8 protein-coding genes are annotated in these 13,229 nt (G+C 64.1%); 2 read left to right on the forward strand and 6 right to left on the reverse strand.

Annotation, left to right across the window (positions count from 1 at the left end; genetic code table 11):
- Positions 1 to 76 precede the first annotated feature (76 nt).
- From gdhA to K8374_RS20370, 3 genes are all read right to left on the reverse strand, one after another.
- Positions 77 to 1,417: an NADP-specific glutamate dehydrogenase gene (gene gdhA / locus K8374_RS20360; RefSeq protein ID WP_224456951.1), complete on the reverse strand. Its 1,341-nt coding sequence runs from the start codon at positions 1,415 to 1,417 to the stop codon at positions 77 to 79.
- A gap of 339 nt (positions 1,418 to 1,756) precedes the next feature.
- Entirely contained in the window at positions 1,757 to 3,424 is a 1,668-nt protein-coding gene (ettA, locus tag K8374_RS20365) for an energy-dependent translational throttle protein EttA (protein ID WP_224456952.1), read from the reverse strand.
- Positions 3,425 to 3,662: 238 nt separating this feature from the next.
- A complete protein-coding gene (locus K8374_RS20370; RefSeq protein WP_224456953.1) occupies positions 3,663 to 4,052 on the reverse strand; it encodes a hypothetical protein in 390 nt (129 codons plus the stop codon).
- A 248-nt stretch (positions 4,053 to 4,300) separates the two neighbouring features.
- Between K8374_RS20370 and K8374_RS20375 the strand changes: the two genes are divergently transcribed.
- Together K8374_RS20375 and glyA are read left to right on the forward strand one after the other, a co-directional pair.
- Entirely contained in the window at positions 4,301 to 8,131 is a 3,831-nt protein-coding gene (locus K8374_RS20375; protein WP_224456954.1) for an EAL domain-containing protein, read from the forward strand.
- A gap of 185 nt (positions 8,132 to 8,316) precedes the next feature.
- Positions 8,317 to 9,570 carry a serine hydroxymethyltransferase gene (gene glyA, locus K8374_RS20380; RefSeq protein ID WP_084858448.1) on the forward strand — a complete coding sequence of 418 codons (1,254 nt, stop codon included), beginning with the start codon at positions 8,317 to 8,319 and terminating at the stop codon, positions 9,568 to 9,570.
- Between the two features lie 104 nt (positions 9,571 to 9,674).
- On the opposite strand, the gene yjiA is transcribed toward glyA, so the two are convergent.
- The 3 genes from yjiA to K8374_RS20395 form a co-directional block, all read right to left on the reverse strand.
- Positions 9,675 to 10,640 carry a GTPase gene (gene yjiA, locus K8374_RS20385; protein WP_224456955.1) on the reverse strand — a complete coding sequence of 322 codons (966 nt, stop codon included), beginning with the start codon at positions 10,638 to 10,640 and terminating at the stop codon, positions 9,675 to 9,677.
- Positions 10,641 to 10,810: 170 nt separating this feature from the next.
- Positions 10,811 to 11,008 carry a YbdD/YjiX family protein gene (locus K8374_RS20390; protein ID WP_008094130.1) on the reverse strand — a complete coding sequence of 66 codons (198 nt, stop codon included), beginning with the start codon at positions 11,006 to 11,008 and terminating at the stop codon, positions 10,811 to 10,813.
- Between the two features lie 20 nt (positions 11,009 to 11,028).
- Positions 11,029 to 13,095: a carbon starvation CstA family protein gene (locus K8374_RS20395; protein WP_084858449.1), complete on the reverse strand. Its 2,067-nt coding sequence runs from the start codon at positions 13,093 to 13,095 to the stop codon at positions 11,029 to 11,031.
- Positions 13,096 to 13,229: the final 134 nt, after the last annotated feature.

Below are 13,229 nucleotides of genomic sequence, written 5' to 3' on the forward strand. Positions count from 1 at the left end.
TACAGGGGGACGCGAATCTTCTGTAGGAGCGGCCTTGTGCCGCGAAAGGGCCGCAAAGCGGCCCCCGGTTCTCGAATCAGACCACGCCCTGCGCCAGCATGGCATCGGCCACTTTCACGAAGCCCGCGATATTGGCGCCCTTGACGTAGTTGATGGTGCCGTCGGCCTCTTCGCCATAGTGCACGCACGCGTGGTGGATCGACTGCATGATGTTGTGCAGCTTGCTGTCCACTTCACCGGCCGTCCACAGCAGGCGCATGGCGTTCTGCGACATCTCCAGGCCCGACACGGCTACGCCACCGGCATTGGAGGCCTTGCCCGGGGCATACAGGATCCCGGCTTCCAGGAAGATATCCACAGCCTCGAGGGTGGTCGGCATGTTGGCGCCTTCGGCCACGCAGATGCAGCCGTTGGCCAGCAGGGTGCGTGCGTCTTCAGCGTTCAGCTCGTTCTGGGTGGCACATGGCAAGGCGATGTCGCACGGCAGGCTCCATGGGGTCTGGCCCTTGCGGAACTCCAGGCCGTACAGGCCGGCCAGCTCGCTGATACGGCCGCGCTTGACGTTCTTGAGCTCCATCAGGGCATCCCACTGCTCGTCGGTCAGGCCGGCTTCACAGAACAGGGTGCCTTCGGAGTCGGACAGCGAGATCACCTTGCCGCCCAGGTCCATGACCTTGCGTGCGGCGTACTGGGCCACGTTGCCGGAGCCGGAAATAGCCACGCGACGGCCATCGATGCGCAGGTCGCGGCGTTTGAGCATCTCTTCGGCGAAGTACACGCAGCCGTAGCCGGTGGCCTCCGGACGGATCAGGCTGCCGCCGTAGGTCATGCCCTTGCCGGTCAGCACCGAGGTGAACTGGTTGGCCAGGCGCTTGTACTGGCCGAACATGTAGCCGATCTCGCGGGCCCCGACACCAATATCACCGGCCGGCACGTCCAGGTCGGCGCCGATGTGGCGGTACAGCTCGCTCATGAAGGCCTGGCAGAAGCGCATGACCTCAGCGTCGCTCTTGCCCTTCGGATCGAAGTCCGAACCACCCTTGCCGCCGCCCATGGGCAGCGAGGTCAGCGAGTTCTTGAACACCTGTTCGAAGGCCAGGAACTTCAGCACACCCAGATTCACCGACGGGTGGAAGCGCAAGCCGCCCTTGTACGGGCCGATGGCGCTGCTCATCTGGATACGGTAGCCGCGATTGACCTGCACCTTGCCTTGGTCATCGACCCATGACACGCGGAACAATACGGCGCGCTCCGGTTCGACCATGCGCTCGAGAATGCCGGCCTTCAGGTAACGGGGGTTGGCTTCAAGGAAGGGCCAGAGGCTGCGCAGCACTTCTTCCACGGCCTGGTGGAACTCAGGCTGGGCCGGATCGCGCTGCTTGAGGCGGGCCAGGAAATCGTCGACGGATTCGATCATGGTAGACATCTCACCAAGAGGATTGGGACTTGTTGGTTTTTTTCCGGACTTTACCAAGAACCAATCGCACCGGAACAGGGCGATATGTCGTTTTTCTGAAATTTTTTAGTGCATTTTCTATAACTGTATACAAATCCTGTAGGAGCGGCCTTGTGCCGCGATCGGGCGCGCAGCGGCCGTAAAACCAGGCATCCCGGTTGTACCTGATAGCCCGCGTTTGCAGCGTTTGCGGCCGCTGCGCGCCCGATCGCGGCACAAGGCCGCTCCTACACGGGGCGGACATAGGGCGCACGAAAATGGGGCCTCGAAAGGCCCCATTGTTGTGCAACGCTTGCCGGCTTACTGAGCCAGCTTCTTGTGCCGAACCCGGTGCGGCTGGGCAGCGGCGTCGCCCAGGCGCTTCTTGCGGTCGGCTTCGTACTCAGTGTAGTTGCCCTCGAAGAACACCACGTTCGAGTCGTCCTCGTAGGCCAGGATGTGGGTGGCCACACGGTCCAGGAACCAACGGTCGTGGGAAATCACGATCGCGGCGCCCGGGAAGTCCAGCAGGGCTTCTTCCAGCGAACGCAGGGTTTCGACGTCCAGGTCGTTGGACGGTTCGTCGAGCAGCAGGACGTTACCGCCCTCCTTCAGGGTCAGGGCCAGGTGCAGGCGACCACGCTCACCACCGGAGAGGTCCTTGACGAACTTCTGCTGGTCCCCGCCCTTGAAGTTGAAGCGACCGACGTAGGTGCGCGACGGGATCTCGTAGTTGCCGATGCGGATCATGTCCGAACCGTCGGAGATCTGCTGGAACACGGTCTTGGCACCGTCCAGGTCCTCGCGGCTCTGGTCGACGCAGGCCAGCTGCACGGTTTCACCGATCTCGATGCTGCCCGAGTCCGGCTGCTCCTTGCCCATGATCATGCGGAACAGGGTCGACTTACCGGCACCGTTACCGCCGATCACACCGACAATGGCGCCCTTGGGCATGGCGAACGACAGGTTGTCGATCAGCACGCGATCGCCATAGCCCTTGGTGACGTTCTTGAACTCGATGACCTTGTCGCCCAGGCGCGGGCCTGCCGGGATGTAGATCTCGTTGGTCTCGCTGCGCTTCTGGAATTCCTGCGACTGCATTTCTTCGAAGCGCGCCAGACGGGCCTTGGACTTGGACTGGCGGGCCTTGGCGCCTTTGCGCACCCACTCCAGTTCCTCTTTCATGGCCTTCTCGTGGGCGCTCTGCTGCTTGGATTCCTGCTCCAGACGCGCCGACTTGGCCTCCAGCCAGCCCGAGTAGTTGCCTTCGTACGGGATGCCGGCGCCGCGGTCCAGTTCCAGGATCCAGCCGGCGACGTTGTCCAGGAAGTAACGGTCGTGGGTGATCGCCACCACGGTGCCGGGGAAGTCGTGCAGGAAGCGCTCGAGCCAGGCCACCGAGTCGGCGTCCAGGTGGTTGGTCGGTTCGTCCAGCAGGAGCATGTCGGGGGCCGACAGCAGCAGGCGGCACAGGGCCACGCGACGCTTTTCACCACCGGAGAGGTGCTCGATCTTCGCCTCCCATGGCGGCAGGCGCAGAGCGTCGGCGGCGACGTCCAGCTGGCGCTCCAGGTTATGGCCGTCGGCGGCCTGCAGGATGGCTTCGAGCTTGGCCTGTTCGGCCGCCAGCTTGTCGAAGTCGGCATCAGGCTCGGCGTAGGCGGCATAGACTTCGTCCAGACGCGCCTGGGCATCCTTGATCACGCTGACCGCTTCCTCGACCACTTCGCGAACGGTCTTGGTCGGGTCCAGCTGCGGCTCCTGGGGCAGATAGCCGACATTGATGTCGGGCATCGGACGGGCTTCGCCGTCGAACTCCTTGTCGACGCCGGCCATGATCCGCAGCAGGGTCGATTTACCCGCGCCGTTCAGGCCGAGCACGCCGATCTTGGCGCCCGGGAAGAACGACAGGGAAATGTTCTTGAGAATTTCCCGCTTCGGCGGCACGACCTTGCTCAGCCGATGCATGGTGTAGACGTATTGAGCCAAAACCAAGCCCTCTATCAGATAGGTAAAGACATCGACCCCGGCAATGGCCAGGGGACGCATGTGTTTACGGGGTGACGTTGAACAAAGTGGGCCATTCTACGCCAACTGGTGGCGATTCACAGATGGCTGGGGCTGCTTTGCAGCCCAATCGCGGGACAAGCCCGCTCCTACAAAGACAGCACAGGGCCTGTGGGAGCGGGCTTGTCCCGCGATTGGGCCATTACTGCCGGCGCAGCGCTCAGACGTGAGACTGCTTCGCCTTGCCGCGCGGCAGGCGGCAACGGTCGTTCTGCTCGGCCAGGCGTGCAGCCCAGGCGGCCTTGACGCTGAAACCGCCGGAACGGGCCGGCGTGTTCGCCACCGGCTTGGCGGCAGGCTTGGCAGCAGGTTTCGCCGCTACGGCCGCCGGTGCGACCGTTGCAGCAGCCGGCTCGGCGACGGCCTTGGCTGACTTGCGCAGCTCAGCCAGCGACGGGCTCTTGCGCACGGCAGCGGCGGCGTCCGGCTTGGCCAGGGAGCGCTGGCAGGACTTGCAGGATACGTCATCGGCCACGACAGTGCTGACCAGGGTCTGACTGCTGCGCCCGCAGGCGGAATCGAGGCCATTGGTGGAATAGTGGGTAACCAAAACCGTACATCTCCAAAAAGCGTTGACTATGAAGCGGCCGGCATTCTCGCACAGCTTGCAGGGTCTTGCCGAATGGCCGTCGCTCGCCACGACCATCGGCAGCGGACAGATGAGTGGCACTTTGCCATAATTGCGCGCATGCTAGTCGGCTTCATGCGTCACCTTATATAGTGCGCCCGGCCCTGTGCTCGGGCACGGCCCATGCATAGTCCGCCCTGCCATCGCCAGCCAAATCGCAGGTCCAACGCTTGACCAATCTCACCCAACCACCGTCGCTGTGCCCTGCTCCAGCCGTTCCGGCCAGTGCCTTGCGTGGCTCGCTCAAGGGGGCGCTGGCTTTGCTGGCCCTGGTCCTGCTGGGGCTGTTGTTATGGCAGTTGTTCGCCCAATACCGCCATACCCAGGCCGACCTGTACCAGCAGAGCCTGAAGGCGAGCGCGGAGCTGGCCGACCACCTGAACCTGAACATGGCGCTCAAGGCCCAGCAAGCGGCGAACCTGGTCCAGCCTTATACCGACGCACTGCCAGCAAAGGCGCTGCCACCTGTGCTCGGCACCCTGCGCGCACGTCTGCCCGGGCTGCGCCACCTGGCCTGGCTGGACAGCGCCGGACGAGTCCTGGGCGACAGCCTCTCCGGCAGCCCCGACCGCCAATTGCTTGACGAGCTGGTGCGGCTCAACCAGGGAGGCGCCTATTTCTTCGGCAACTCGGCCGACAACCGCGTCATCTACCTGCTGCTGCGCCAGCCAGCCGACCCGGATCACGGCTACTGGCTGCTGCGCCTGTCCAGCGGCGACTACTACCAGCAGCTCACCGAACACCTCACTGGCGAGGGCCGCCTCTGGCTGCTGGAAAACAGCCGCAGCGGCCAGGTGCTCCAGGGGCCAGGCGCGCCTGACCGCGACAAGGACAACCTGCAAAGCGTGATGCTGGCCTTCATCGACAACAGTACCTGGCAACTGCGCGGCCTGTTCGATGCCGGGCAAGCCCGGGCCGAGCTGCTTCCGGCATTGATCGGCAAATGCCTGCTGGTTTTGTTCTGTGCCCTGTTGCCGGTATTGGCCCTGATCAACATGCGTCGCCGGCAGCGGGCCTTGCAGGAAGACCGCCGGCGCTACCACGAGATCTTCGAAGGCACGGGCGTGGCGCTGTGCGTGCTCGACCTCTCCAGCCTGCCCGGCCAACTCGACCGCTACCATCTGCGCAACCGTGCCGCACTCCGGCACAGCCTGGCCCTGGACGCCAGCCTGCGCCGCACGCTGTTGCAGGAACTGAAGATCACCGAAATCAACCAGGTCGCCCGCCAATTGCTCAACGTGCACTGCCATGACGGCGCCTGGCAGCGCCTGATCGATGGCAGTGGCGACAGCCGTGAAAGCGTCGGCATGCAATTGATCGACGCGCTGATCGAACAGCGCAGCTTGCTGGAACTCGAAGTGCGCCTGCCCGCCCCCCTGGGCGGCGAGTTGCACCTGTGGCTGATGGCGCGCCTGCCATTGCAACGGCGCGACTACCAGGCCGTTATCTTGAGCATCAGCGATATCACCAGCCGCAAGCAGGTGGAGCTGTCGCTGCTCGAACGCGAAAGCTTCTGGTCGGACGTGGTCCGCACCGTTCCCGACCAGCTCTACGTGCAGGACGTGCACAGCCAGCGGATCATCTTCAGCAACCGCCACCTGGGCCAGACGCTGGGCTACGACCGGGTGGAGCTGGCGCAGATGGGCGACCGTTTCTGGGAACTGCTGCTGCACCCCGAGGATGCCGACCATTATCGTCAACTGCGCCGGCAACAGCGCGACACCAGCCATGATCAGTCGCTGCACTGCCAGTTGCGTTTCCGTCACCGCGACGGGGGTTGGCGCTGGTACGAAATCCGCGAACAAGTGCTGACCCGTGACACCGATGGCCTGGTCACCCGTATCATCGGCGTGGGCAAGGACGTGACGGTACAGATCGAAGCCAGCGAGTCGCTGCGCGACAGCGAGCAGCGCTACCGCATGCTGGCCGAGAGCATCAGCGACGTGATCTTCTCCACCGACAGCCAGCTGCAGCTCAATTACGTCAGCCCCTCGGTACAGGCCGTGCTGGGCTACCCGGCCGACTGGATCTTCGAGCACGGCTGGCAGTCGATCATCGCCAACCCGGCCCAGCTCACCGGCATCTACAGCCTGCTGGAGCGGGTCAGCAAGGCCCTGGGCGACACCGAGCAACTGGCCCAGCTGCGCAGCCAGCTGCCCACCCAGATCTTCCTGTTCGACTGCCTGCGCGCCGATGGCCGCAAGATCCCCATCGAACTGCGCCTGGTGCTGGTGTGGGACGACCACGAGCACTTCGAGGGCGTGCTCGGCGTGGGCCGCGACATCAGTCAGCAACGCCGCGCAGAAAAAGACCTGCGCATGGCTGCAACGGTATTCGAGCACTCCACCTCGGCCATCCTCATCACCGACCCGGCCGGCTACATCGTGCAGGCCAACGAAGCGTTCAGCCGGGTCAGCGGCTATGACGTCAGCGAAGTGCTCGATCAACTGCCGAGCCTGCTCACCGTCGACGAGCAGCAAGAGGCGCACCTGCGCTACGTGGTCAAGCAACTGCACCAGCATGGCAGTTGGGAGGGCGAGGTCTGGCTCAAGCGTCGCGACGGTGAACACTACCCGGCCTGGGTCGGCATCACCGCAGTGCTCGACGACGAGGGCGACCTGGCCAGCTACGTATGCTTCTTCACCGACATCAGCGAGCGCAAGGCCAGCGAGCAGCGCATCCATCGCCTGGCCTACTACGATGCCCTGACCCACCTGCCCAACCGCACCCTGTTCCAGGACCGCCTGTATACGGCGCTGCAACAGGCCGAGCGGCACAAGGCGTGGGTGGTGCTGATGTTCCTGGACCTGGACCGCTTCAAGCCGATCAACGACTCCCTCGGCCATGCCGCAGGCGACCGCATGCTCAAGGACATGGCTCAGCGCCTGCTGGCCTGCGTCGATGACGACGACACCGTGGCGCGCATGGGCGGCGATGAATTCACCCTGCTGCTGCAGCCCCGGGCCAGCCGCGAAATGGCCCTGAACCGCGCCATCCATGTGGCTGAGAACATTCTCGGCAGCCTGGTGCGGCCGTTCGTGCTGGAAAACCGCGAGTTCTTCGTCACCGCCAGCATCGGCATCGCCCTGAGCCCGCAGGACGGCAGCGAACTGAGCCAGTTGATGAAGAACGCCGACACCGCCATGTACCACGCCAAGGAACGCGGCAAGAACAACTTCCAGTTCTACCAGGCCGACATGAACGCCAGCGCCCTGGAGCGCCTGGAGCTGGAGAGCGACCTGCGCCATGCGTTGGAGCAGAACGAATTCATTCTCTACTACCAGCCGCAGTTCAGCGGCGATGGCAAGCGGCTGACCGGGGCCGAGGCCCTGCTGCGCTGGCGCCACCCGCGCCGGGGGCTGGTACCGCCGGGCGACTTCATCCCGGTGATCGAGGAGCTGGGCCTGGTAGTGGATGTCGGCGACTGGGTGCTGCGCGAAGCCAGCCGCCAGCTCAAGGCCTGGCACAAGGCCAAGGTGCGGGTGCCCAAGGTCTCGGTGAACATTTCGGCACGGCAGTTTTCCGACGGCCAACTGGGCACGCGCATCGCCACCATCCTAGAGGAAACCGGCCTGCCGCCGGCCTGCCTGGAGCTGGAACTGACCGAGAGTATTCTGATGCGCGACGTCGACGAGGCCATGCAGATCCTCGACGGTCTGAAGGTGCTGGGCCTGAGCATCGCGGTCGATGATTTCGGCACCGGCTATTCGTCGCTGAACTACCTCAAGCAGTTCCCCATCGACGTGTTGAAGATCGACCGCACCTTCGTCGACGGCCTGCCCGAAGGCGAGCAGGATGCGCAGATCGCCCGGGCGATCATCGCCATGGCCCACAGCCTGAACCTGGCGGTGATCGCCGAGGGTGTGGAAACCCACGAGCAGCTGGAGTTCCTGCGCGAACACGGCTGCGACGAGGTGCAGGGCTATCTGTTCGGGCGGCCGATGCCGGCCGGCCAGTTCGAGGCGCAGTTCAGCAACGAGGCCCTGTTCATGTTCCAATGACCGTGGTGCCATACGGCCCCTGAGCAGCAGGCAAAAACCGGACCCAAAAGTCAACTGAAGCCCAGTCGCCACGCGGCCTGCAACATGAGCCCCACCGGTCCGCAACTTGATGCCACTTCATATGCCAGGCGTCGATCAATCGGTTAGAATGCCCCCCCAATTCAGCCCGATCCTTGAGGACCGCCATGTTCAGCCGTGATTTGACCATTGCCAAGTACGACGCCGAGCTCTTCGAAGCCATGCAGCAAGAAGCTCTGCGCCAGGAAGAGCACATCGAGCTGATCGCTTCTGAAAACTACACCAGCCCCGCGGTCATGGAAGCGCAGGGCTCGGTACTGACCAACAAGTACGCCGAAGGCTACCCGGGCAAGCGCTACTACGGTGGCTGCGAGTACGTCGATGTCGTCGAGCAGCTGGCCATCGATCGCGCCAAGCAACTGTTCGGCGCCGACTACGCCAACGTCCAGCCGCACGCCGGCTCCCAGGCCAACGCCGCGGTCTACCTGGCCCTGCTGTCGGCCGGCGACACCATCCTGGGCATGAGCCTGGCCCACGGCGGCCACCTGACCCACGGCGCCAGCGTCAGCTCCTCGGGCAAGCTGTACAACGCCATCCAGTACGGCATCGATGCCAACGGCCTGATCGACTACGACGAAGTCGAGCGCCTGGCGGTCGAGCACAAGCCGAAGATGATCGTCGCCGGCTTCTCGGCCTACTCCCAGGTCCTGGACTTCGCCCGCTTCCGCGCCATCGCCGACAAGGTCGGTGCCTACCTGTTCGTCGACATGGCCCACGTGGCCGGCCTGGTCGCCGCTGGCGTCTACCCGAACCCAGTGCCGTTCGCCGACGTGGTCACCACCACCACCCACAAGACCCTGCGCGGCCCACGTGGCGGCCTGATCCTCGCTCGCAAGAACGAAGAGATCGAGAAGAAGCTCAACGCAGCCGTCTTCCCGGGCGCCCAGGGCGGCCCGCTGGAGCACGTCATCGCTGCCAAGGCCATCTGCTTCAAGGAAGCCCTGCAGCCTGAGTTCAAGGCCTACCAGCAGCAAGTGGTGAAGAACGCCCAGGCCATGGCCAGCGTGTTCATCGAGCGTGGCTTCGACGTCGTATCCGGCGGCACCCAGAACCACCTGTTCCTGCTGTCGCTGATCAAGCAAGACATCTCCGGCAAAGACGCCGACGCGGCCTTGGGCAAAGCGTTCATCACCGTCAACAAGAACTCGGTACCGAACGACCCACGCTCCCCGTTCGTCACCTCGGGCCTGCGTTTCGGCACCCCGGCCGTGACCACCCGCGGCTTCAAGGAAGCCGAGTGCCGTGAGCTGGCTGGCTGGATCTGCGACATCCTGGCTGACCTGAACAACGAAGCGGTGATCGATGCCGTTCGCGAGAAGGTCAAGGCGATCTGCAAGAAGCTGCCGGTGTACGGCAACTGATCGACCGTTGGGGCCAAGCCCGCGCCTACAGGTTCACGCAACCTCTGTAGGAGCGGGCTTGCCCCGCGAAAGGGCTGCGAAGCAGCCCCAATCGTTTTCGAACCTTAACCCAGCGCCTCGAACCCCGCCCGGATCTTCTCTTCCGGCAATTCGTCGGCGATGAACACCATCACGCTCTCGCGCGCCTCCCCTTCCCCCCACTCGGCATCCCAGTCGAAGCCATACAGCTTGAGCACGCCCTGGAACACCAGGCGGCGATCCTCACCGGCGATATTCAGCACGCCTTTGTAGCGCAGCAACTGCTTGCCATGATTTTCCAGCAACTCGTTCATGAAGTCGCTGAGCCGGTCGATGTCCAGCGGGGTATCGGTGCGCAGCACCAATGTCGAGATGCGGTCCGTGTGCTTGAGCACCGGGCGCAAGGCCGGCTTGAGGTTGGCGCCCAGGTCAGTGTTGAGGTTGAAGCCACGCACGTCGAGCAATTCGGCCAGCTCGATACGGCCATGCTCGACCACACGGATCGCAGCGCGGCCATTGATGCGCGCCAAACGCGCTTGCAAGGCCTCGACCGTTGCGGGCTCGACCAGGTCGGTCTTGCTCAGCAGCAGGCGGTCGGCGAAACCCACCTGGGCCTGGGCGATGGCCTGGGCGAGGTGCACGTCGGCATGGGCGGCGTCCACCAGGGTGATGATGCCGTCGAGGAGGTAGCGTTCACGCAGGTCTTCGTCGATGAAGAAGGTTTGCGCCACAGGCGCAGGGTCGGCCAGGCCCGTGCATTCGATCACCAGGCGGTCGAAGGCGATCTCGCCGGCATCCAGGCGCTCGAGCAGCAGGTACAGGGCCTTGGTCAGGTCGGTATGGATGGTGCAGCACACGCAGCCATTGGCCAGGGTCATGACCTGCACCGGTTCGTCGCCCAGCAGTTGGCTGTCGATGCCGGCTTCGCTGAACTCGTTTTCGATCACGGCGATCTTCAGACCGTGCTCGGCCTTGAGCATGTGCTTGAGCAACGTGGTCTTGCCGGCACCGAGAAAGCCTGTGAGTACGGTTACGGGAATAGGCGTCTGCACGCAGTACATCTCCTGTGCAGTGGATAAAAGAAAAGGCCGCATCCCTGTAGGAGCGGCCTTGTGCCGCGAAAGGGCCGCAAAGCGGCCCCAGGGACAGTGGCGATGATGCTGAAGACAAGGGGCGCTGCGCGCCCCTTTCGCGGCACAAGGCCGCTCCTACAACCTCAAGTTCAACAACACTTGGGCCCGGACTTGCCACCGTAACGCGCTTCCTGGCGTTCCCGGAAGAACGCCTCGTAGCTCATCACCGGCTTGTCCGGATGCTTGGTCTGCATGTGCTCGACATAGTTGTCGTAGTCAGGCATGCCGACCATCAGGCGGGCTGCCTGCCCCAGGTATTTACCCAGTCGCCCAAGGTCGTTGAACATCACGGTTTTCCTCTTGTGTGTCACGCATCAGGCAACGCCTGGAACGGGGTTTCCTTGTCGCTGCGTTCCTTGCGCCCCAGGGCGGCGATGCCGACCTTGATGGCGAAGAACAGCACGCTGAACACCACCAACAGGAACAGCACGGTCAGGCCCGCGTTGGTGTACGCGTTGTAGATCACGTGTTGCATCTGGTCGATGTTCTTGGCCGGTGCCAGCACCTGGCCTGCGTCCAGGGCCACGCTGTACTTGTTGGCCAGGGCCAGGAAGCCCACGGCCGGGTTCGGGTCGAACAGCTTGATCAGGCCCGCGGCGGTGGTGCAGATCAGCAGCCAGACAGCCGGCAGCAAGGTGACCCAGACGTACTGCTGACGCTTCATCTTGATCAGCACCACGGTGCCGAGCATCAGGGCGATACCGGCCAGCATCTGGTTGGAGATGCCGAACAGCGGCCACAGGGTATTGATGCCGCCCAGCGGGTCGATCACACCTTGGTACAGCAGGTAGCCCCACAGCGCCACGCAACCGGCGGTGCCGATCAGGTTGGCGCCCCACGAGTCGGTACGCTTGAGCGCCGGGACGAAGCTGCCCAACAGATCCTGCAGCATGAAGCGACCGGCACGGGTACCGGCGTCCACCGCGGTGAGGATGAACAGCGCCTCGAACAGGATCGCGAAGTGGTACCAGAACGCCATGGTGTTCTCACCCGGCAGCACCTGGTGAAGGATCTGTGCGATCCCCACCGCCAGGGTCGGTGCACCACCGGCACGGGCCAGCACGGTGTGCTCGCCGATGTCGCGGGCGGTCGCCTCGAGCTGTTCGGGGGTGATCATGAAGCCCCAGCTGCTGACGGTCTGGGCCACCGACGCGACATCGGCGCCGACCACTGCGGCCGGGCTGTTCATGGCGAAGTACACGCCCGGCTCGATGACCGAGGCAGCGACCATGGCCATGATGGCGACGAACGACTCCATCAGCATGCCGCCGTAGCCGATGTAGCGGGCGTTGACCTCATTGTCCAGCAGCTTGGGCGTGGTCCCCGAGGAGATCAGCGCGTGGAAGCCGGACACCGCACCACAGGCGATGGTGATGAACAGGAACGGGAACAGGGTGCCCTTCCACACCGGGCCGGTACCGTCGGTGAACTGGGTCAGGGCCGGCATCTTCAGCTCAGGTGCGATGATCAGGATACCGATGGCCAAGCCCACGATGGTGCCGATCTTGAGGAAGGTCGACAGGTAGTCACGCGGCGCCAGTACCAGCCATACCGGCAGTACAGCGGCGACGAAACCATAGCCCACCAGCATCCAGGTGATCTGCACGCCGGTGAAGGTGAACGCCGGGCCCCAGGTCGGATCTGCCGCCACCTGGCCCCCCAGCCAGATCGACAGCAGCAGCAGGACCACGCCGATGACCGAGATCTCGCCGATGCGGCCCGGGCGGATGTAGCGCATGTAGACGCCCATGAACATCGCGATCGGGATGGTCGCCATCACCGTGAACATGCCCCAGGGGCTCTCGGCCAGGGCCTTGACCACGATCAGCGCCAGCACCGCGAGGATGATGATCATGATCAGGAAGCAGCCGAACAGGGCGATGGTGCCCGGGATACGGCCCATCTCCTCGCGGACCATGTCCCCCAGGGACCGGCCGTTGCGACGGGTGGAGAGGAACAGGACCATGAAGTCCTGCACCGCACCGGCCAGGACCACGCCGGCGATCAGCCAGAGCGTGCCGGGCAGGTAGCCCATCTGCGCCGCGAGCACCGGGCCCACCAGGGGGCCGGCGCCGGCGATGGCGGCGAAGTGGTGGCCGAACAGAATGTGCTTGTTGGTCGGGACGTAGTCCAGGCCATCGTTGTTGAGGACCGCCGGGGTGGCCCGACGAGGATCGAGCTGCATCACCTTGGTGGCGATGAACAGGCTGTAGTAGCGATAGGCGACCAGGTAGAGGGCCACTGCCGCGACCACGATCCACAAGGCGTTGATCGCCTCGCCGCGACGCAGGGCGACCACGCCCAGCGCACAGGCGCCTATGACTGCCAGCGCCAGCCACGGAATGTGGCGTAGCAGGCTATTATTGTTGTTCATGGTTTGCTTCCAGCTGGTGGATTGGAAAAGACCGCCCATCGAGTCTAGGGCCACTCACCGCGCATTGCCATACTTGCTTTGGTCTAGAGCCTTCGCGGCCTGATTGCGGTACCTGAACGACACACACCATCAAC

It is taken from the genome of Pseudomonas sp. p1(2021b) (assembly GCF_020151015.1).
GTDB classification, from domain to species: Bacteria; Pseudomonadota; Gammaproteobacteria; order Pseudomonadales; family Pseudomonadaceae; genus Aquipseudomonas; species Aquipseudomonas putida_K.

Bases quoted from the DNA above. Each gene is read 5' to 3' on its own strand.
- gdhA (WP_224456951.1), bottom strand. From the start codon at position 1,417: ATGATCGAATCCGTCGACGATTTCCTGGCCCGCCTCAAGCAGCGCGAT.
- glyA (WP_084858448.1), top strand. From the start codon at position 8,317: ATGTTCAGCCGTGATTTGACCATTGCCAAGTACGACGCCGAGCTCTTC.
- K8374_RS20390 (WP_008094130.1), bottom strand. From the start codon at position 11,008: ATGTTCAACGACCTTGGGCGACTGGGTAAATACCTGGGGCAGGCAGCC.
- K8374_RS20395 (WP_084858449.1), bottom strand. From the start codon at position 13,095: ATGAACAACAATAATAGCCTGCTACGCCACATTCCGTGGCTGGCGCTG.